The organism is Hafnia alvei (assembly GCF_900095695.1).
Classification (GTDB): domain Bacteria; phylum Pseudomonadota; class Gammaproteobacteria; order Enterobacterales; family Enterobacteriaceae; genus Hafnia; species Hafnia alvei_B.
In genome coordinates this window covers 42,676-62,342 of the sequence record NZ_FMIQ01000014.1, presented here as the reverse complement: position 1 = coordinate 62,342, position 19,667 = coordinate 42,676, and the positions used below count along the sequence as shown (strand labels likewise).

18 protein-coding genes and 2 tRNA genes are annotated in these 19,667 nt (G+C 48.7%); 15 read left to right on the top strand and 5 right to left on the bottom strand.

What is annotated here, in order from left to right; all coding sequences use genetic code 11:
• Positions 1-200: 200 nt before the first annotated feature.
• Entirely contained in the window at positions 201-1,172 is a 972-nt protein-coding gene (gene ispB, locus BN1044_RS04990) for an octaprenyl diphosphate synthase (protein WP_072307800.1), read from the bottom strand.
• A 259-nt stretch (positions 1,173-1,431) separates the two neighbouring features.
• Here ispB and rplU point away from each other — a divergent pair, with 259 nt between their 5' ends.
• The 4 genes from rplU to cgtA all read left to right on the top strand — a co-directional run bounded on the left by rplU (position 1,432) and on the right by cgtA (position 4,296).
• Positions 1,432-1,743: a 50S ribosomal protein L21 gene (gene rplU, locus BN1044_RS04985; RefSeq protein ID WP_004093692.1), complete on the top strand. Its 312-nt coding sequence runs from the start codon at positions 1,432-1,434 to the stop codon at positions 1,741-1,743.
• A gap of 18 nt (positions 1,744-1,761) precedes the next feature.
• Positions 1,762-2,019, top strand: coding sequence for a 50S ribosomal protein L27 (rpmA, locus tag BN1044_RS04980; RefSeq protein ID WP_004093693.1), 258 nt, complete (start codon positions 1,762-1,764; stop codon positions 2,017-2,019).
• A gap of 90 nt (positions 2,020-2,109) precedes the next feature.
• Entirely contained in the window at positions 2,110-3,051 is a 942-nt protein-coding gene (locus BN1044_RS04975) for a DMT family transporter (RefSeq protein ID WP_139130889.1), read from the top strand.
• A gap of 66 nt (positions 3,052-3,117) precedes the next feature.
• Complete coding sequence (gene cgtA, locus BN1044_RS04970) at positions 3,118-4,296, top strand: Obg family GTPase CgtA (RefSeq protein ID WP_025798833.1); 1,179 nt, start codon at positions 3,118-3,120, stop codon at positions 4,294-4,296.
• 69 nt (positions 4,297-4,365) lie between these two features.
• Here the strand turns inward: cgtA and pmrB are convergent, their stop codons facing one another.
• From pmrB to dacB, 3 genes are read right to left on the bottom strand one after another with little or no spacing between them, the layout of a single operon-like run.
• Complete coding sequence (pmrB, locus tag BN1044_RS04965) at positions 4,366-5,430, bottom strand: two-component system sensor histidine kinase PmrB (RefSeq protein ID WP_072307799.1); 1,065 nt, start codon at positions 5,428-5,430, stop codon at positions 4,366-4,368.
• Positions 5,427-6,089, bottom strand: coding sequence for a two-component system response regulator PmrA (pmrA, locus tag BN1044_RS04960; protein WP_072307798.1), 663 nt, complete (start codon positions 6,087-6,089; stop codon positions 5,427-5,429). Before pmrA ends, pmrB begins: the two co-directional genes overlap by 4 nt.
• Positions 6,090-6,126: 37 nt before the next feature.
• A complete protein-coding gene (dacB, locus tag BN1044_RS04955; protein ID WP_072307797.1) occupies positions 6,127-7,560 on the bottom strand; it encodes a serine-type D-Ala-D-Ala carboxypeptidase in 1,434 nt (477 codons plus the stop codon).
• A gap of 276 nt (positions 7,561-7,836) precedes the next feature.
• Here dacB and greA point away from each other — a divergent pair, with 276 nt between their 5' ends.
• Positions 7,837-8,313 (top strand): transcription elongation factor GreA, encoded by a 477-nt coding sequence (gene greA, locus BN1044_RS04950; protein WP_072307796.1) that lies wholly within the window; start codon positions 7,837-7,839, stop codon positions 8,311-8,313.
• A 139-nt stretch (positions 8,314-8,452) separates the two neighbouring features.
• Here greA and yhbY read toward each other — a convergent pair whose 3' ends face one another.
• Positions 8,453-8,746 carry a ribosome assembly RNA-binding protein YhbY gene (gene yhbY, locus BN1044_RS04945; protein ID WP_040046298.1) on the bottom strand — a complete coding sequence of 98 codons (294 nt, stop codon included), beginning with the start codon at positions 8,744-8,746 and terminating at the stop codon, positions 8,453-8,455.
• Positions 8,747-8,886: 140 nt separating this feature from the next.
• Here yhbY and rlmE point away from each other — a divergent pair, with 140 nt between their 5' ends.
• The 10 genes from rlmE (at position 8,887) to infB (ending at position 19,639) form a co-directional block, all read left to right on the top strand.
• A complete protein-coding gene (gene rlmE, locus BN1044_RS04940; RefSeq protein ID WP_025798842.1) occupies positions 8,887-9,513 on the top strand; it encodes a 23S rRNA (uridine(2552)-2'-O)-methyltransferase RlmE in 627 nt (208 codons plus the stop codon).
• A gap of 56 nt (positions 9,514-9,569) precedes the next feature.
• Positions 9,570-11,513 (top strand): ATP-dependent zinc metalloprotease FtsH, encoded by a 1,944-nt coding sequence (gene ftsH, locus BN1044_RS04935; protein ID WP_072307795.1) that lies wholly within the window; start codon positions 9,570-9,572, stop codon positions 11,511-11,513.
• A 116-nt stretch (positions 11,514-11,629) separates the two neighbouring features.
• On the top strand, positions 11,630-12,463 hold the full coding sequence (gene folP, locus BN1044_RS04930; protein ID WP_072307794.1) for a dihydropteroate synthase: 834 nt from the start codon (positions 11,630-11,632) through the stop codon (positions 12,461-12,463).
• A gap of 6 nt (positions 12,464-12,469) precedes the next feature.
• Positions 12,470-13,807, top strand: a complete 1,338-nt coding sequence (gene glmM / locus BN1044_RS04925) for a phosphoglucosamine mutase (RefSeq protein WP_072307793.1) — start codon at positions 12,470-12,472, stop codon at positions 13,805-13,807.
• A gap of 245 nt (positions 13,808-14,052) precedes the next feature.
• Positions 14,053-14,388 carry a preprotein translocase subunit SecG gene (gene secG, locus BN1044_RS04920; protein WP_025798849.1) on the top strand — a complete coding sequence of 112 codons (336 nt, stop codon included), beginning with the start codon at positions 14,053-14,055 and terminating at the stop codon, positions 14,386-14,388.
• A gap of 127 nt (positions 14,389-14,515) precedes the next feature.
• Positions 14,516-14,602, top strand: a tRNA-Leu gene (locus BN1044_RS04915).
• A 56-nt stretch (positions 14,603-14,658) separates the two neighbouring features.
• Positions 14,659-14,735, top strand: a tRNA-Met gene (locus BN1044_RS04910).
• 215 nt (positions 14,736-14,950) lie between these two features.
• Positions 14,951-15,403: a ribosome maturation factor RimP gene (gene rimP, locus BN1044_RS04905; protein ID WP_025798851.1), complete on the top strand. Its 453-nt coding sequence runs from the start codon at positions 14,951-14,953 to the stop codon at positions 15,401-15,403.
• A gap of 21 nt (positions 15,404-15,424) precedes the next feature.
• Positions 15,425-16,912, top strand: coding sequence for a transcription termination factor NusA (gene nusA, locus BN1044_RS04900; RefSeq protein ID WP_025798853.1), 1,488 nt, complete (start codon positions 15,425-15,427; stop codon positions 16,910-16,912).
• A gap of 24 nt (positions 16,913-16,936) precedes the next feature.
• Positions 16,937-19,639, top strand: coding sequence for a translation initiation factor IF-2 (gene infB / locus BN1044_RS04895; RefSeq protein WP_040046295.1), 2,703 nt, complete (start codon positions 16,937-16,939; stop codon positions 19,637-19,639).
• Positions 19,640-19,667: the final 28 nt, after the last annotated feature.

The window sequence follows — 19,667 nt, the reverse complement described above, 5'->3', positions numbered from 1 at the left end:
CAATGACACATAAACAGGGGGAGAGAAATAAGGTTTGCGTGTATTGCTACTATCTAAAAACACTCTATAAATTTCAATTAATTTCCAATTATTTCAATAATAAGAAACTCGTTATATTTATTCTATTTTTATGTTTTATAAGGTTTTTCAATAAAAAAAAAGAGCCTTTCGGCTCTTCTTTTGTTTCTAAAAAAAGAAAATTAGAATTTTCGATCTACTGCCATATTAGCGAGCCCAATCAGCGCATTCTTGTAGCTTGATTCTGGTAATGCTTGTAGCGCTAAGATCGCTTTATCAGCTTCTTCTTCGGCACGTTGGCGGGTATAGGTGAGTGAACCCACTTCATGCATTGTTTCAAGCACTGGCTCAAGCAAATGGCGCCCATTGCCTTCTTCGATGGCTTTACGGATCATCGCAGAACGCTCAGGTGAGCCATGCTTCATCGCATGCAGCAGAGGCAATGTTGGCTTTCCTTCGTTGAGGTCATCACCGGTATTTTTACCCAGTGTTTTCCCATCTGCATCGTAATCCAAGAGATCGTCGATCAATTGGAATGCGGTGCCAAGATAGCGACCATAGTCTTGTAAGGCGATTTCCTGCTCGTGCGTGGCTCCAGCAAGGATCGCCGAAGATTGCGCTGCTGCTTCAAACAAACGAGCCGTTTTGCTGTAGATAACGCGCATGTAGTTTTCTTCAGTGATGTTCGGATCGTTAACGTTCATCAACTGTAAAACTTCACCTTCAGCAATAACGTTAGTTGCTTCGGACATCAGCTCCAAAACGCGCAAAGACTGTAGGCTTGTCATCATCTGGAACGAACGGGTATAGATAAAATCACCGACCAAAACGCTGGCGGCGTTGCCGAAAGCCGCATTTGCCGTGGCTTTGCCACGTCGCATATCGGATTCATCGACCACATCGTCGTGCAGCAGCGTTGCGGTATGAATAAATTCAATTAACGCCGCGACGGTGATGTGTTTATCCCCTTCGTAATTTAATGCTCTAGCCGACAATACTGCGATCATCGGGCGAATCCGTTTACCTCCACCGCTGATAATGTAGTAGCCTAACTGGTTGATTAGACTAACTTCAGAGTTTAGTTGCTGAAGAATTGTTGCGTTTACATCCGCCATGTCCTGCGCGGTTAACTCAGTAATTTGTTCTAGGTTCATTGTATTAATTCAACTGTGTTTCCATTTTCCGCCAGGCGAAAGCCCGCATGTAGGCTGTCACAAGCCACCAACTATAGTATGATTGTACTTGAAAAACGTATTAGATAAACGGCGCGAAGAGAACTGTGTTTTTTTTCTTCTTTTCTCCTGATTCTACCCTTGTCTTCTGAATGATTTTTGCGTAGAATTCGCGCCCTATTGTGAATATTTATAGCGCGTATTGGGCAACGAACCATGCGTGCGGAAATGCGGAGTTTATATGTACGCGGTTTTCCAAAGTGGTGGTAAACAACACCGAGTAAGCGAAGGTCAGACTATTCGCCTGGAAAAGCTGGACATCGCAACTGGTGAAACTGTTGAGTTTGACCAGATCCTGATGGTCGCCAATGGCGAAGACATCAAGATTGGCGTTCCATTTGTTTCTGGTGGCAAAGTTAAGGCTGAAATCGTTGCTCACGGTCGTGGCGAGAAAGTAACTATCGTTAAGTTCCGTCGTCGTAAGCATCATCGTAAGCAGCAGGGTCACCGTCAGTGGTTCACTGATGTTAAGATCACTGGTATCAGCGCTTAATTCTAGGAGAGCAGATTAATGGCACATAAAAAGGCTGGCGGCTCGACTCGTAACGGTCGCGATTCAGAAGCTAAACGTCTGGGCGTAAAACGCTTTGGCGGCGAAGCAGTATTGGCAGGTAGCATCATCGTTCGTCAACGTGGTACTAAATTCCACGCTGGTAACAACGTAGGTTGCGGCCGTGACCACACTCTGTTTGCTTTGGCTGACGGTAAAGTCAAGTTCGAAGTTAAAGGCCCGAAAAACCGTAAGTTCATCAGCATCGTTGCTGAATAAGTTTTTCGCGTCTAAATAGATGTAAGGCCCCGCAATAATCTTGCGGGGCTTTTTTACGTTTAGGGCCACATCAGGCCAAGGATGCTGAGTATGGAAAGCAATCAGAACGTCAAGGTGGGCATATGTCTTGCTCTCACTACGGCGGTTTTCTGGGGCGCATTGCCAATCGCGATGAAGCAGGTTTTACAGGTGATGGAGCCTTACACCATTGTCTGGTATCGCTTTTTGATTGCTTCAGTTGGATTGTTTTTCATTCTTTACTCACGTAAGCAACTGCCGCCGATGCGTGTTTTTAAGCATCGACGCTGGCTGGTTCTGCTCATTATTGCGACCTGCGGCTTACTGGGTAACTTCGTTCTGTTCAGCAGTTCGTTGCAGTATTTAAGTCCTACGGCATCTCAGGTCATAGGTCAGCTATCTCCCGTTGGGATGATGTTTGCCAGTGTTCTGATTTTGAAAGAGAAGATGCGCATCACGCAGGTGATCGGCGCATGTATGTTGATTAGCGGGCTGCTGTTGTTTTTTAACGTCAGCTTGAAAGAAATCTTTACCCAACTCACGGCTTATACGCTTGGCGTTATTCTCGGCGTCGGTGCTGCGATCGTTTGGGTAAGCTATGGTGTCGCTCAGAAAGTGCTGTTACGGCGATTAGCTTCACAACAGATCATTTGGCTGTTGTACACTTTATGTGCGATATGTTTATTTCCGTTGGCGAAGCCAGCGGTTATTTTTCAGCTGGATGGCTGGCAGTTAGCCTGCCTCATATTTTGTGGTGCCAACACGTTGATTGGTTATGGCGCGCTAGCAGAAGCTATGGCGCGCTGGCAGGCAGCTCAGGTCAGTGCGGTGGTGACGTTAACCCCGCTGTTTACCCTGATGTTCTCTGACTTGTTAGCTTTGGTATGGCCAGATATGTTCCTTCCTCCTTTGTTAAATACGGTGGGGTACATCGGAGCATTTGTGGTGGTAGCCGGAGCAATGTTTTCCGCGGTGGGTCACCGTTGGTGGCCGCGTCGGGCCGAACAAAACTAGCTAACAGCTTACACAGCTAGGTTGCTCAGCTTAAGCAGCCCGGTAAATGATTTACGGAGACAGTAAATGAAATTTGTAGATGAAGCAGCGATTCACATCGAAGCCGGTGATGGCGGCAATGGCTGCGTCAGCTTCCGTCGTGAAAAATATATTCCGCGTGGCGGCCCAGACGGCGGCGATGGCGGTGACGGCGGCGATGTTTATCTGCTGGCCGATGAAAACCTGAATACCCTGATTGACTATCGTTTTGAGAAGTCTTTCCGTGCAGAACGCGGTCAGAACGGCCAAAGCCGTGACTGTACCGGTAAGCGCGGTAATGATATTACCGTTAAAGTTCCAGTCGGAACGCGCGTTGTCGATTTAGATACCGGCGAAGTTCTGGGCGATATGACTCGTCACGGCCAGAAGTTGATGGTCGGTAAAGGCGGCTGGCATGGATTGGGTAACACCCGTTTCAAATCATCCGTAAACCGCGCACCCCGTCAAAAGACGATGGGGACCAAAGGTGACAAGCGCGATCTGAAATTAGAACTGCTGTTGTTGGCCGATGTGGGCATGCTGGGTCTGCCGAATGCGGGTAAATCCACGTTCATTCGCGCCGTTTCTGCTGCAAAACCAAAAGTCGCTGACTATCCATTTACCACGCTGGTGCCAAGCCTTGGCGTTGTGCGTATGGACCACGAAAAAAGTTTTGTGGTTGCGGATATCCCAGGTCTGATTGAAGGGGCCTCTGAAGGCGCTGGTTTGGGGATCCGATTCCTCAAGCATTTGGAGCGTTGCCGCGTGCTGTTGCACCTGATTGACTTAGCGCCTATTGATGAAAGCGATCCTATCGAGAACGCGAAAGTGATCATCAACGAGCTGGGCCAATACAGCGAAAAACTGTCTCAGAAGCCACGCTGGTTAGTTTTCAACAAGATCGACATCCTTGATCCTGAAGAAGCTAAACAACGCGCACAGGCGATTGCAGACGCTCTGGGCTGGGAAGACAAGCACTATCTGATTTCTGCGGCTAACCGCGAAGGCGTTAACGCGCTGTGCTGGGACGTTATGCACTTCCTAGACACACAGCCACGCGACGCTGAAGTGGAAGAAGAGAAAGAAAAAGCCAAGAAAGCAGAATTCATGTGGGATGACTATCATCGCGAACAGTTGGAACAGGCTGAAGCCGAGGCCGACGAAGACTGGGATGATGATTGGGATGAAGATGACGACGAAGGCGTCGAAATCATTTATCAGAAGTAATCCTGCTTCGTCTGCTTGTTAAGCAAAAGGCTGCCAATGGCAGCCTTTTTCATGTATTAAACCTAAATACTAGCGGGCAAGAATGTCATGAGGTAGCCAGCAGTTAGCGATAAGCCCTGTGCCGGTTTCAACATTTTTGAGCGTCAGTTTCCCTTGATGCAACTGAACGATTCTAATCACAATGTTTAAGCCTAACCCACTGCCGCCGTAGCGTTGATCCATACGACGAAATGCCTGTGTCAGTTCGCCAGCTTTAGATTCATCAATCCCACATCCCTGATCGATAACCTTGAGTTCAACGCCTTTCTCATTGCTGACCGTTTTGATTCGAATCGTTGAATGTTCAGGGCTATAGCGATGGGCGTTCTCAACGAGGTTGCGTAGCATCAATCGTATTAGAACCGCATCGCCAAGAACCTGTGCAGGCTCTGGCGCGTCGATTTCTAAGGTCTGATGCCTCAATGCCAGCATTTCGGTGATTTCGCTCTTGAGCGGTGGAATCACATCCTGTGTTAGATCTATGGTTTGATAATGACCGCTAGCAAAATTTTGCCCCGCGCGCGACAGCATCAGTAACTGCTCAACGGTGTGTATTAGCTGGTCAATGCGAGTCACTAAAGCGCGTGCTTCAGGCACACCGCCTTGCTCTAGCAGCTCTAAGTGCAAACGAATACCGGCTAAAGGCGTGCGTAGTTCATGCGCCGCATCAGCGGTAAATAACCGCTCTTGCTGAATAGTGTGACTAAGACGGGCAAATAACTGATTCAACGTGCCGGTAACCGCGGCAATCTCTTGCATATTACTATCAATAATAATCGGTGTGAGATTGTCTGCGGAGCGTTTGTCGAGCCTCCGTTGCAGCTTATTGAGGGGGCGAATTATCCAACTGATGGCAATAGCAGATAGAATTAACGTGAAAGACATCATGACCAGTGAGGGAACCAGCAGCGAAGCGATTGCTTCTCTGATCTCTTTTTCTACATGTGCATCACGTGCTTTTGCACTTAGCGTTTCATTGACCAGAAAACCGATTTGCTCGCGGCTTTCGTGCCAAAGCCAGAGTGCGCTTGCGAGCTGGGTTACCAGTAAAATCAGCGCCAGCATAATTAACAGACTGCGCCGCATGCTAATCATAATTGACTTTCCAGCCGATAGCCTACGCTGCGAACTGTTTTAATCCGTTCTTTACCCAGTTTACGGCGAAGATTATGGATATGGACTTCTAGCGTGTTTGAACTTAAATCGTCCTGCCAAGAATAAAGATCCTGCTGTAAGATCTCACGGTTCACCGTTTGGCCTGCACGCATCATGAGGCGTGATAACAGGGCGAACTCTTTAGGTGTGAGCTCAATTTGCTGACCTTCGAAAGTTACCTGCTGTGTTGAGAGGTTAAGAATAATGTTCTCAACCTGCAGTAGGTTATCGCTATGTCCTTGAAAGCGACGAATTAATGCGCGGACGCGGGCTTGAAGCTCCACTAGAGCGAAAGGTTTTACCAGATAGTCATCAGCTCCGGCGTCTAATCCGTCAACACGATCTTCAATAGCATCGCGTGCGGTGAGTATCAGAACCGGTACGTCTACACCGCTGCGTCGCCATTGGCGGAGCAGGGATGCACCGTCTTGATCGGGCAATCCAAGATCAAGAATGATTAAGCTATATTGTCCAACTTGCACCAGGCTTTTTGCTTGAGCCGCCGTAGCGGCACAATCACAGGCGTAACTTTCGTTAGCGAGGGCTTTTGCAAGCCCCTGCTGGATGAGTTCGTCATCTTCAACAATCAGTATTTTCATAGCACTTAGCTTCAAATAGCCTGTTATTTAGATTTCACTAATTGTTTTGGTATATATCTCGATAAAGCCGACTTTCAAAGCGAACCAGCGGTGCGCGGCGGATTTTTTGATCCTGTGGTGGAACAGCATAACCCGAAAGATATTGTACAAATGCCATTCGCTGACCGCTTGCCGTAGTAATAAAGCCGGCTAAATTATATACCCCTTGCAGAGAGCCTGTTTTCGCTGAGACTTTCCCATCGACCCCTGCCTCATGAAGACCGCCACGGTATTGTAAGGTTCCGTCATGACCAGCCAAAGGCAGCATTGAGATAATGTTTAGTTGCTGATCGTTTTGCGCAATGTATTGCAGAACTTGCATCATGGTCGCAGGTGAAATCAGATTGTGGCGAGACAAACCAGAGCCATCGACCAAAATCGTGTTGCCTAAATTGATCCCCGCTTTTTGGCGCAGGATCTGCCGTACGGAGTCGGCGCCTGCACGCCATGTGCCTGGAACCCCTAAGCGTTCATGGCCTATAGTGCGGAATACGGTATCGGCAATCATGTTGTCAGACTTTTTCAGCATCGTATGCAGCAAGCTGCTCAGCGGGGCCGATTGAGTCTGAGCCAAAATAGTCGCAGCAGCGTTAGGCGTTGTTTGGCGGCGCAGGTTGCCATCAATTTGGATTTCAGACTGACGGAGCTCATCTTTCACAATAGCACCGGCGTAGCTTGCGCCATCTTGGACCGCAAATGCCAGCGGTAGGGGCTCAGAACGCTGAGTCAGGCAGCCGGTAACGGTAAAGCGGTTTAGCTCTCCCGGCACAACGTCTAACTCGCAGTATTGCGCGTCAGGTGAGCCCTTGGCTAAGGTGCGTACTTCGCTAAACATATGGACCGGATAATACGACGCGACTCGGATAAATGCGGTATCGCCTGCCTTCGGCGCACTATAAAGTGAAATCGAGAAACAGTTGCGATCGACAATGGCCGCCGCAGGCGGTGCGCTAAAGCACTGGGTCATATCATTCCATGGCCATCCGGGGGCTTTGTCATGGCTGGCGAATACGGAGGTATCGATCAAAATATCTCCCGTAATTTCATTGATGCCCTGCTTTTTCAGCGCTGTCACCATATTGCGAATATGCTGGCGTCGCAGCGTTGGATCGCCACCAAAACGGACGATCAAATCGCCTTTCAGTTTCCCGTCGCTAATTGAACCACGGGTTTCCATGGTGGTTGAAAAACGATAGTCAGGCCCGAGCTGAAGCATTGCAGCCAGCGCCGTGATCACTTTTTGCGTACTAGCAGGCAGCGCCATTTGCTGCCCATGAAAATCAATGGCAGGGGTCGGAGAACCTATTTTTTGCACTAAAAGGGCTAAGTTGGCCCCGTCTGGCAAATATTGGGTGTAATCTTGGACGGACGCAGCTTGAGTACTAAAAGCTAAGGCACAAGCCAATCCACTGATAATTCGTGAAAATTGCATAATCCCGGGATAACTACAGAGTAACGTGCCTGTCATACTACGGTGCATCTAGGGTTAAAGTAAACGATGATACTTGCTGAACTCTACGTTAAAATAGCCGTCAAAATGCAAAATCGATTTTAACTTGGGTTTTTTGGCCCCGAGTTAATATTTTTTTATTCAACGCCAAGGTCTGAGGGGACATTTTCGAACCTTCAGCCGATCGCTTCCGGCCATCCATCGATGGCGTCAGGATGAGGGCGACTTAAGCAGAATAGATTTTAAGGTGACTAAATTATGAACCAGATTCCTATGACGTTGCGTGGCGCAGAGAAGCTGCGTGAAGAGCTAGAGTATTTGAAAGGTACTCGCCGTCCGCAAATCATTGCCGACATCGCCGATGCGCGCGAGCATGGCGACTTGAAAGAGAATGCCGAATACCACGCAGCTCGTGAACAGCAGGGTTTCTGTGAGGGCCGTATTCAGGAAATCGAAGCGAAGCTTTCAAACGCTAACGTGATTGATGTTACCAAAATCCCAAACACTGGCCGCGTGATTTTTGGTTGTACGGTAAGCGTTGAGAATCTCGACACCGAAGATAAGGTGGCTTATTCGATTGTTGGCGATGATGAGGCTGATTTTAAACATAACCGCATCTCTGTGAACTCACCGATTGCACGTGGCCTCATCGGTAAAGAGCAAGGCGATATTGTGGTGATCAAAACTCCTGGCGGCGAAGTTGAATTCGAAATTTTGAAAGTCGAATACATCTGATTTTTTTGAATATTGCTGAGAGTTTGTACAATCGGCAATAAGTTTTGTAAAGATAAGAAAAAGGCCGCAATGCGGCCTTTCTATTAGGGTGAGAAAGCATCTCAGTTTGTGCTATATCTTTTCTTTATACGAAAAGGTATTAACGCGGTAAACTGATCTTGCGTTCTTGGCTTGGGCGGTAAATGACTAATACGTTACCGATCAGCTGCACTTGACACGCACCAGTTTCTCGGACGATGGCGTCAGCAATCAAGGTTTTGGTATCGCGCTCTTCAGCGGCAATTTTCACCTTGATGAGTTCATGATGCGTTAGCGCCTGTTCAATTTCAGCGAGAACACCTTCAGTCAAACCATTGTTGCCTAATTGCACAACAGGTTTGAGCGGATGGGCCAAGCTTTTTAGGTGCTGTTTTTGCTTGTTATTCAGATTCATCGTCTTTTTTGCTTAGGTTGGGATTGAAAACGGTACATTCTACCGCCATCTCCAGTGTATCACCAAATCGGTCTTACATGGTCATGGACACTCCGAAGCAACTGAGTGGATGAAACTGTTGTTTAGAGAGTTAATATCAGATGGGTAAAAAACGTTCCGCCAGCTCAAACCGCTGGATGCACGAACACTTTAGTGACAAATACGTAATTCAGGCACAGAAAAAGGGACTTCGCTCTCGTGCTTGGTTTAAACTTGATGAAATACAAAGCACTGACAAACTATTTAAACCAGGGATGACCGTTGTCGACTTGGGTGCCGCGCCGGGAGGGTGGTCACAGTATGTGGTCACACAAATCGGAAACAGCGGGCGAGTGATTGCCTGCGATATTCTGCCTATGGATCCTATCGTTGGTGTCGATTTCCTTCAGGGCGATTTTCGTGATGAATTAGTTCTCAAAGCGCTGACCGAACGCGTGGGTGAGGATAAAGTACAGGTTGTGATGTCAGATATGGCTCCCAACATGAGTGGTACGCCGTCGGTAGATATTCCGCGTTCAATGTATCTGGTTGAATTAGCGCTGGAAATGGCCAAGGATGTTTTAGCTCCTGGCGGTAGTTTTTTGGTGAAAGTGTTCCAGGGAGAGGGCTTTGATGAGTACCTTACGCAGATCCGCTCCCTGTTTACGAAGGTTAAGATTCGTAAGCCTGATGCATCCCGAGCACGTTCGCGGGAAGTATACATCGTAGCGACAGGGCGGAAACTATAGTACCCTGATGCTTATTGTTAACACAGTTGTAATATGAGGTTAATCCCTTGAGTGACATGGCGAAAAACCTAATCCTCTGGCTGGTCATCGCAGTAGTGCTGATGTCTGTGTTCCAGAGCTTTGGGCCCAGCGAATCGAACAGCCGTAGGGTGGATTACTCTACGTTCCTAACTGAGGTTAATCAGGATCAGGTACGTGAGGTCCGTATTAATGGACGTGAAATTAACGTAATCAAGAAAGACAGCGGTAAATACACCACCTACATTCCTGTTAACGATCCTAAGCTGCTGGATTCTCTGTTAACGAAGAATGTAAAAGTGGTTGGTGAACCGCCGGAAGAGCCAAGCTTGCTGGCTTCTATCTTTATCTCTTGGTTCCCAATGCTATTGCTTATTGGGGTTTGGATCTTCTTTATGCGTCAGATGCAGGGCGGCGGTGGCAAAGGTGCCATGTCGTTTGGTAAGAGCAAGGCTCGCATGCTGACCGAAGATCAGATCAAAACCACTTTTGCAGACGTCGCCGGTTGTGACGAAGCAAAAGAAGAAGTTGCCGAATTAGTGGAATACCTGCGTGACCCAAGCCGCTTCCAGAAACTGGGCGGTAAGATCCCGAAAGGTATCTTGATGGTTGGTCCCCCAGGTACCGGTAAAACCTTGCTGGCTAAAGCCATCGCGGGTGAAGCTAAGGTTCCGTTCTTTACTATTTCCGGTTCTGACTTTGTTGAAATGTTTGTCGGTGTGGGTGCATCCCGTGTCCGTGACATGTTTGAACAGGCGAAGAAAGCAGCCCCATGTATCATCTTCATCGATGAAATTGACGCCGTAGGCCGTCAACGTGGTGCGGGTTTGGGCGGTGGTCACGATGAACGTGAACAAACCCTGAACCAGATGCTGGTTGAGATGGATGGTTTTGAAGGTAACGAAGGTATCATCGTTATTGCCGCAACTAACCGCCCAGACGTACTGGACCCAGCGTTACTGCGTCCAGGTCGTTTCGACCGTCAGGTTGTGGTTGGTTTGCCAGACGTACGTGGCCGTGAGCAGATCCTGAAAGTTCATATGCGTCGTGTGCCACTGTCAACAGACATTGATGCATCCGTTATTGCACGTGGTACCCCGGGCTTCTCCGGTGCTGATTTGGCTAACTTAGTCAACGAAGCTGCCTTGTTTGCTGCCCGTACTAACAAACGTGTTGTATCGATGGTTGAGTTTGAAAAAGCCAAAGATAAGATCATGATGGGCGCAGAGCGCCGTTCTATGGTCATGACCGAAGAGCAGAAAGAATCTACCGCGTATCATGAAGCAGGCCATGCGATCATCGGTCGTCTGGTTCCTGAACATGACCCGGTACACAAAGTCACTATTATTCCGCGCGGTCGTGCGTTAGGTGTGACCTTCTTCCTGCCACAGGGCGATGCCATCAGCTACAGTCGTCAGAAGCTGGAAAGTATGATTTCCGTTGCCTACGGTGGTCGTTTGGCTGAAGAACTGATTTACGGCGTTGAAAATGTTTCTACTGGCGCATCACAGGACATCAAACAGGCGACCACAATCGCTCGTAACATGGTGACCCAATGGGGCTTCTCAGAAAAACTGGGTCCATTGCTGTATGCGGAAGAAGAAGGTGAAGTGTTCTTGGGTCGTTCGGTTTCTAAGACAAAACACATGTCTGACGAAACTGCACGCATCATCGACCAAGAAGTGAAAGCATTGATTGAACGTAACTACGCACGTACGCGCCAGTTGCTGGAAGACAATATGGATATCATGCACGCGATGAAAGATGCATTGATGAAATATGAAACTATTGATGCTCCACAGGTTGATGATTTGATGGCTCGCCGCGAAGTTCGTCCACCGGCTGGTTGGGAAGAAGAGCAAAATAACCGTTCAGACAACGGTGGCGCTCCCCAAGCTCCAGTGAACAAGCCTGCGGAAGAGCAGCTGAATACGCCATCTTCTGATGACAACATCACAACTGGCAACACCGGCGAGAAGTAATCGCGCTGGCTGATGTGGCCAATATGGTGTGCTGACAGACAAACCCCGACTTGCTCGGGGTTTTTTTTTGCGTTCAAATACCCACCTCAAAAATAAAAATGAAATATGGAGACTGCATGCAGCTGAAAGCGCAAGGGTTAACTCTGGACCTGACTTACCCTCAAGTGATGGGGATTCTGAATGTCACGCCAGATTCTTTTTCCGACGGCGGTAAACATAATGGATTGGATGCCGCTTTACGCCATGCGGAAGCGATGATCAGCGCAGGCGCAACCATCATTGACGTTGGTGGTGAATCGACTCGCCCGGGTGCCGCAGAAGTGAGCACCGAAGAAGAACTTGAACGTGTGGTGCCTATCGTTGAACTGATTGCTCGCTATTTCGATGTATGGATTTCAGTAGATACGTCAAAAGCCGACGTGATTACCGCCAGCGCACAGGCGGGAGCTACATTGATTAATGACATCCGCTCTCTGAGTGAGCCCGGTGCGCTGGAGGCGGCAGCGCAATCTGGTTTACCGGTGTGTCTGATGCATATGCAGGGCGATCCAAAAACCATGCAGCACAAACCTGTCTATACCGATGTGGTTGCCGAGGTAGATAGCTATCTCACTTCACAAATTGAGCGCTGCACCGTGGCAGGCATTGATAAAAGCCGCTTATTGATTGATCCCGGTTTTGGTTTTGGCAAGAATCTGGAGCATAATTACCAACTTCTGGCTCACCTAGCGCATTTCCATCATTTTGGCTTACCGCTTCTTGTTGGTATGTCTCGTAAATCAATGATTGGTCAGCTTCTTAAAGTTGGTCCGACACAACGCGTGACGGGAAGTGTGGCATGTGCAGTGATTGCCGCAATGCAAGGAGCCCATATTATTCGGGTTCATGATGTTAAAGAGACAGTTGAGGCGATGCGTGTCGTCGAAGCTACACTTTCAGCGAAGGGATAAAGATTTATGAGCGAGCGCAAATATTTTGGTACGGACGGGATTCGCGGAAAAGTGGGTGACTGCCCGATTACTCCTGATTTTGTGTTAAAGCTCGGCTGGGCTGCGGGTAAGGTTTTGGCGCGTCACGGTTCGCGTAAAATTATCATCGGTAAAGATACCCGTATTTCTGGCTATATGCTGGAGTCTGCTTTAGAAGCAGGTCTGGCAGCGGCGGGCCTATCGGCTTCTTTCACGGGGCCAATGCCAACGCCTGCTGTTGCTTATCTCACGCGTACTTTCCGTGCCGAAGCGGGCATTGTTATTTCTGCGTCACATAACCCTTATTACGATAACGGGATTAAGTTTTTCTCAATCGACGGCACTAAATTGCCAGATGAAGTCGAAGAAGCGATTGAAGCCGAAATGGACAAGCCACTGACCTGCGTGGAATCGGCTGAGCTGGGCAAAGCAAACCGTATTGTTGACGCTGCTGGTCGCTATATCGAATTCTGTAAAAGTACTTTCCCAACTGAATTAAGCCTTAGCGGGCTTAAAATTGTTGTCGACTGTGCTAACGGTGCGACTTATCACATTGCGCCTAGCGTGCTACGTGAGCTCGGTGCAACGGTAATTGCGATCGGTTGCGATCCTGATGGCATGAATATCAACAAAGAGTGTGGCGCAACTGACGTACGCCAACTGCAGGCGCGTGTTTTAGCCGAGAAAGCAGATGTCGGTTTGGCATTTGATGGCGATGGTGACCGCGTCATGATGGTTGACCATTTAGGCCATAAAGTTGACGGTGACCAGATCCTTTATCTTACCGCCCGTGAAAACCTGCGTCAGGGTAACCTGCGTGGCGGTGCGGTAGGAACGCTGATGAGCAATATGGGCTTAGAACTGGCACTGAAACAGCTGGGTATTCCATTTGCCCGCGCGAAAGTCGGCGACCGTTACGTGCTGGAAATGATGGCCGCTAAAGGCTGGCGTTTAGGTGCGGAAAACTCCGGCCATGTGATTATTCTCGACAAAACAACTACCGGTGACGGTATTGTGGCCGGTCTGCAAGTATTGGCTGCGATCGTACGTAACCACATGACCTTGCACGATCTGTGCAGCGGCATGAAGTTATTGCCACAGGTTCTGGTCAACGTGCGCTTTGCAGGGAACCATGATCCACTGCAAACGGATAGCGTAAAAGCCGTGACGGCAGAAGTCGAAGCACAGCTTAACGGCCGTGGCCGCGTGCTGTTACGTAAATCAGGTACCGAGCCACTGATCCGTGTGATGGTGGAAGGCGAAGATGATGCGCAAGTAACAGAAATGGCTAACCGCATCGCTGACGCCGTGAAAGCAGCAGGTTAACTAACTGCCGAGCAATTTTGTCAGCATGTTGGTCAGTGTAGTTATGGGTAGTTATGTGATGAAAAACCAGTGAATCTTGATGTTTTGCTGGTTTTTTCTGCAATCGCGCGACACATCATAAATTGCTCTTGCACGGCTTGGCGGCATTGGGTAGTATTCACACCCGCTTCAGTAGACTTATTTTCGTCTGCTTTAATGGTTGAAGCTTTTGGCTGCGGAAATCCCGCAAGGAAACAGGTACGACTATGTATGAAGCTCTTTTAGTAATTTTCCTGCTGGTATCAATTGGCTTAGTTGCCATGGTTATGCTGCAGCAAGGTAAAGGTGCTGATATGGGCGCTTCATTCGGCGCTGGCGCATCTGCAACTTTGTTCGGTTCCAACGGCTCTGGTAACTTCATGACCCGTACAACAGCTGTCCTCGCGACGTTGTTCTTCGTACTGAGTCTGGTTCTGGGTAACCTGAGCGGTCAGCAAGGCAAGAAAGGCAGTGAGTGGGAAAATCTGGGTGCGCCAGTGAAAACTGAGCAACCTGCTGCACCAGCAGCTCCGGTAACCCCAAGTAGCGATATTCCTCACTAATCGCACTAGCTTGAAGCCAGCAGTAACCAAGAAGTACTGAATTTAGCAGTAAAGTTTTTAAAAGCTACCTTTTAGAGACTGAAGTAAAAGGTGATAAGTTTTGAATACGGCTTATCACTTTCGTAATGCCGAGGTGGTGGAATTGGTAGACACGCTACCTTGAGGTGGTAGTGCCCAATAGGGCTTACGGGTTCAAGTCCCGTCCTCGGTACCAATCCTTGATAACTTGTTTTTTCAACGTTATTAGAGTAGTATTCGCCACGATTCGGACGCGGGGTGGAGCAGCCTGGTAGCTCGTCGGGCTCATAACCCGAAGGTCGTCGGTTCAAATCCGGCCCCCGCAACCACTTTCCTAAAGTATCTTTTTTCAAATATACTGTTTACGTTCAGCCAACGACTCAAACGGGTGTTTTGAAAAAAATATTGTCAGAAAGCGGCACTGAATTCGTTCGGCAGTATATAGGGTCCAGTTGCATAAAGCCCCGATTTTTCGGGGTTTTTTGTTATCTGACAACAGAATCACTGGGCTATTTAGCCCTTTTTTTATGTCTTGGGGGTGGGCTTGTCCACATTAGAGCAAAAATTGACAGAGATGATTTCGGCGCCGGTTGAGGCATTAGGCTTCGAATTGGTTGGTATTGAGTTTATCCGCAGTCACCATTCAACGCTACGCATCTATATTGATAGTGACGAAGGGATCAATGTTGATGATTGTGCTGATGTCAGCCACCAGGTCAGTGCCGTTCTTGACGTCGAAGATCCAATTACGGTTGCATATAACCTGGAAGTTTCGTCTCCTGGCCTTGATCGTCCGATGTTTACCGCTGAACACTACGTCCGTTTTATGGGCGAAGAAGTTTCTTTGGTATTGCGTATGGCGGTGCAGAATCGTCGCAAATGGCAGGGTATTATTAAAGCTGTCGAAGGCGAGATGATCACGGTTACTGTAGATGGAAAAGACGAAGTGTTCGCGCTGAGCAACATCCAGAAAGCGAACCTGGTACCCCACTTTTAAAGTTTGGATGAGGCCACTAGGATGAACAAAGAAATTCTGGCTGTTGTTGAGGCAGTTTCCAACGAAAAATCGCTTCCTCGCGAAAAAATTTTTGAAGCACTGGAAACTGCACTGGCGACTGCCACCAAGAAAAAATACGAACAAGAAATCGACGTTCGTGTTTGCATCGATCGCAAAACTGGCGATTTCGATACTTTCCGTCGCTGGGTTATCGTTGATGAAGTTACTCAACCAACCCGCGAAATTACTCTTGATGCGGCTCAGTTTGAAGATCCAGCACTACAGCTGGGTGAGTATGTAGAAGACCAGATTGAATCTGTAACCTTCGACCGTATTACGACTCAAACCGCAAAACAGGTTATCGTACAAAAAGTACGTGAAGCTGAACGCGCGATGGTGGTTGATGCATTCCGTCAGCACCAAGGTGAGATCGTCACCGGCGTGGTTAAAAAAGTAAATCGCGACAACATCTCATTAGATCTGGGCAGCAATGCCGAAGCCGTTATTGGCCGTGAAGACATGCTTCCGCGTGAAAACTTCCGTCCAGGCGACCGTATCCGCGGTGTGCTGTATGACGTGCGTCCAGAAGCACGTGGCGCTCAGCTGTTTGTGAGCCGTTCACGTCCAGAAATGCTGATCGAGCTGTTCCGCATTGAAGTGCCGGAAATCGGCGAAGAAGTCATCGAAATTAAAGCCGCAGCCCGCGATCCGGGTTCTCGTGCGAAAATTGCGGTGAAAACCAACGATAAACGTATTGACCCGGTAGGGGCGTGTGTGGGTATGCGCGGTGCGCGTGTTCAGGCCGTTTCTAGCGAACTGGGTGGCGAACGTATCGACATCGTATTGTGGGATGACAATCCAGCACAGTTCGTTATCAATGCTATGGCGCCAGCCGACGTGGCTTCTATTGTTGTGGATGAAGATAAACACACAATGGACATCGCGGTTGAAGCAAGCAATCTGGCTCAGGCAATTGGGCGTAATGGCCAAAACGTTCGTCTGGCAGCTCAACTGAGCGGCTGGGAACTGAACGTAATGACCGTTGATGATCTTCAGGCCAAACATCAGGCCGAAGCTCACGCAGCTATCGATACATTCACCAAATATCTCGATATTGATGAAGACTTCGCAACCCTGCTGGTTGAAGAAGGCTTCTCTACTCTGGAAGAACTGGCTTACGTTCCTGAACAGGAACTGTTGGCCATTGACGGTCTGGATGAAGATACGGTAGACGCTTTGCGCGAGCGCGCAAAAAATGCGTTAACCACTCTGGCTTTGGCTCAGGAAGAAAGCCTGGGTGATCAAAAGCCAGCCGACGACCTGTTGGGTCTGGAAGGTTTAGACCGTGGTATCGCCTTTAAAATGGCCGCTCGTGGGGTTTGTACGCTGGAAGATCTTGCCGAGCAGGGCATCGACGATCTAGCCGATATTGAAGGCCTGAATAGTGAAAAGGCTGGCGAGCTGATTATGGCTGCGCGCAATATTTGCTGGTTTGGCGATAGTGAATAATGAACTGTAGCGGGAAGGAACAGCATGACAGAAGTAACCGTAAAATCACTGGCAGCAGAGATACAGACTTCCGTTGATCGCCTGGTACAGCAGTTAGCTGATGCAGGGATTAAGAAGTCAGAAAATGATTCTGTGAGCCCACAGGAAAGAGAAACATTATTAGCTCATTTAAATCGTGAGCATGGCAGCGCATCAGGTAAACTGACGCTGCAGCGTAAAACACGCAGCACATTGAATGTTCCAAGCACCGGCGGAAAAAGCAAAGCCGTGCAAATTGAGGTCCGCAAAAAGCGCACTTATGTAAAAGGCGATGCTGCAGCTGAACAGGCTGAAGCAGAAGCACAGGCACAGCGTGAAGCGGAAGAGCAGGCTCGTCGTGAGACTGAAGAGAAAGCAAAACGTGAAGCAGAAGAAAAAGCGAAGCGTATTGCTGAAGATCAGGCGAAACGTAACCTGGAAGAGCAAGCCAAACGTGAGGCCGCTGATAAAGCTAAGCGTGGCGCAGCGGAAAGTGAAAAAGTGACGAATCAAAATACCGACGAAAAAACCAAAGCTGCGCATGCTGAGAAAGCGCGCCGTGAAGCCGAAGCTGCTGTACTGAAACGCAAAGCTGAAGAAGAAGCACTGCGTAAGCTTGAAGAAGACGCTAAGCGTGTTTCTGAAGAAGCTCGCAAAATGGCTGAAGCTAACGAAGGCAAAGCGCCAGAAGCAGAGACCGCAGAAGATACTTCTGACTACCACGTAACCACTTCTCATCATGCTCGTGAAGCAGAAGATGAAAATGACCGTCAGGTTGAAGCTGGTCGCGCTCGTGCACGTACCGCAACCAAAGCGACTAAGCAGAAGAAAGGCAATAAACTGTCTGAATCTAAAGCCGATCGTGAAGAAGCGCGTGCTCAGACTCGTGGTGGTAAAGGCAAACGTAAACCAAGCACTCTGCAGCAAGGCTTCAACAAGCCTGCTCAAGCGGTTAACCGTGACGTCATCATTGGCGAAACCATTACCGTTGCAGAACTGGCTAACAAAATGGCTGTTAAAGGCTCCCAAGTCATCAAAGCAATGATGAAGATGGGCGCTATGGCTACCATCAATCAGGTCATCGATCAGGAAACTGCTCAGATGGTTGCTGAAGAAATGGGCCATAAAGTTATCCTGCGTCGTGAAAACGAGCTGGAAGAAGCAGTAATGAGCGACCGTGATACCGGTGCAGCCGCTGAGCCACGTGCTCCAGTTGTAACCATCATGGGCCACGTTGACCACGGTAAAACTTCCCTGCTGGACTACATCCGCTCCACGAAAGTGGCATCGGGCGAAGCAGGTGGTATTACTCAGCACATCGGTGCTTACCACGTAGAAACCGACAATGGTATGATCACCTTCCTGGATACCCCAGGTCACGCCGCATTTACTTCTATGCGTGCTCGTGGTGCTCAGGCTACAGACATCGTTGTTCTGGTTGTTGCTGCCGACGATGGCGTAATGCCACAGACTATCGAAGCAATCCAGCATGCTAAAGCGGCAAAAGTGCCGGTTGTTGTTGCTGTGAACAAAATCGATAAGCCTGAAGCGGATATGGATCGCGTTAAAAACGAACTGTCCCAGTACGGCGTAATGCCAGAAGAGTGGGGCGGCGAGTCTCAGTTCATCCCAGTATCGGCTAAAGCGGGTACCGGTATTGATGATCTGCTGGATGCTATCCTGCTGCAGGCAGAAGTTCTGGAATTGAAAGCAGTTCGCAGCGGTATGGCGAGCGGCGTTGTTATCGAATCCTTCCTGGATAAAGGTCGCGGTCCGGTTGCAACTGTTCTGGTTCAAGAAGGTACGCTGAACAAAGGCGATATCGTTCTGTGTGGCTTCGAGTATGGCCGTGTGCGTGCGATGCGCGACGAAATGGGCCGCGAAGTGACCTCTGCGGGTCCTTCTATCCCTGTAGAAATTCTGGGTCTGTCCAGCGTTCCTGCTGCCGGTGACGAAGCGACCGTTGTTCGTGACGAGAAAAAAGCCCGTGAAGTTGCTCTGTATCGTCAGGGTAAATTCCGCGAAGTTAAACTGGCTCGTCAGCAGAAATCTAAACTGGAAAACATGTTTGCGAACATGAGCGAAGGTGAAGTTTCTGAACTGAACATCGTACTGAAATCTGACGTACAGGGTTCTTGCGAAGCGATTTCCGATGCATTGTTAGGTCTGTCTACCGATGAAGTGAAAGTGAAAATTGTTGGCTCCGGCGTGGGCGGCATCACTGAAACTGACGCGACTCTGGCCGCTGCATCTAACGCTATCATCCTTGGCTTCAACGTTCGTGCCGACGCTTCTGCGCGCCGCGTGATTGAAACTGAAAGCCTGGATCTGCGTTACTACTCCGTCATCTATAACCTGATTGACGAAGTTAAGCAGGCGATGAGCGGTATGTTAGCGCCTGAATATCGTCAAGAAATCATCGGCTTGGCCGAAGTTCGTGACGTATTCAAATCACCTAAGTTTGGTGCTATCGCAGGCTGTATGGTTACTGAAGGCGTCGTTAAACGTCACAACCCAATCCGCGTTCTGCGTGACAACGTGGTTATCTATGAAGGCGAGCTGGAATCTCTGCGCCGCTTCAAAGATGACGTTAACGAAGTCCGTAACGGTATGGAATGTGGTATCGGTGTTAAGAACTACAACGACGTTCGCACTGGCGATATGATCGAAGTATTCGAAATCATCGAAGTTAAGCGTACCATTGAGTAATTAGGTAAGCGCTCAGCTTATAATATCT

Excerpts from the sequence above, each read along its gene's own strand:
- ispB (WP_072307800.1), bottom strand. The coding sequence starts at position 1,172 with ATGAACCTAGAACAAATTACTGAGTTAACCGCGCAGGACATGGCGGAT.
- rplU (WP_004093692.1), top strand. The coding sequence starts at position 1,432 with ATGTACGCGGTTTTCCAAAGTGGTGGTAAACAACACCGAGTAAGCGAA.
- rpmA (WP_004093693.1), top strand. The coding sequence starts at position 1,762 with ATGGCACATAAAAAGGCTGGCGGCTCGACTCGTAACGGTCGCGATTCA.
- BN1044_RS04975 (WP_139130889.1), top strand. The coding sequence starts at position 2,110 with ATGGAAAGCAATCAGAACGTCAAGGTGGGCATATGTCTTGCTCTCACT.
- cgtA (WP_025798833.1), top strand. The coding sequence starts at position 3,118 with ATGAAATTTGTAGATGAAGCAGCGATTCACATCGAAGCCGGTGATGGC.
- pmrB (WP_072307799.1), bottom strand. The coding sequence starts at position 5,430 with ATGATTAGCATGCGGCGCAGTCTGTTAATTATGCTGGCGCTGATTTTA.
- pmrA (WP_072307798.1), bottom strand. The coding sequence starts at position 6,089 with ATGAAAATACTGATTGTTGAAGATGACGAACTCATCCAGCAGGGGCTT.
- dacB (WP_072307797.1), bottom strand. The coding sequence starts at position 7,560 with ATGCAATTTTCACGAATTATCAGTGGATTGGCTTGTGCCTTAGCTTTT.
- greA (WP_072307796.1), top strand. The coding sequence starts at position 7,837 with ATGAACCAGATTCCTATGACGTTGCGTGGCGCAGAGAAGCTGCGTGAA.
- yhbY (WP_040046298.1), bottom strand. The coding sequence starts at position 8,746 with ATGAATCTGAATAACAAGCAAAAACAGCACCTAAAAAGCTTGGCCCAT.
- rlmE (WP_025798842.1), top strand. The coding sequence starts at position 8,887 with ATGGGTAAAAAACGTTCCGCCAGCTCAAACCGCTGGATGCACGAACAC.
- ftsH (WP_072307795.1), top strand. The coding sequence starts at position 9,570 with ATGGCGAAAAACCTAATCCTCTGGCTGGTCATCGCAGTAGTGCTGATG.
- folP (WP_072307794.1), top strand. The coding sequence starts at position 11,630 with ATGCAGCTGAAAGCGCAAGGGTTAACTCTGGACCTGACTTACCCTCAA.
- glmM (WP_072307793.1), top strand. The coding sequence starts at position 12,470 with ATGAGCGAGCGCAAATATTTTGGTACGGACGGGATTCGCGGAAAAGTG.
- secG (WP_025798849.1), top strand. The coding sequence starts at position 14,053 with ATGTATGAAGCTCTTTTAGTAATTTTCCTGCTGGTATCAATTGGCTTA.
- nusA (WP_025798853.1), top strand. The coding sequence starts at position 15,425 with ATGAACAAAGAAATTCTGGCTGTTGTTGAGGCAGTTTCCAACGAAAAA.
- infB (WP_040046295.1), top strand. The coding sequence starts at position 16,937 with ATGACAGAAGTAACCGTAAAATCACTGGCAGCAGAGATACAGACTTCC.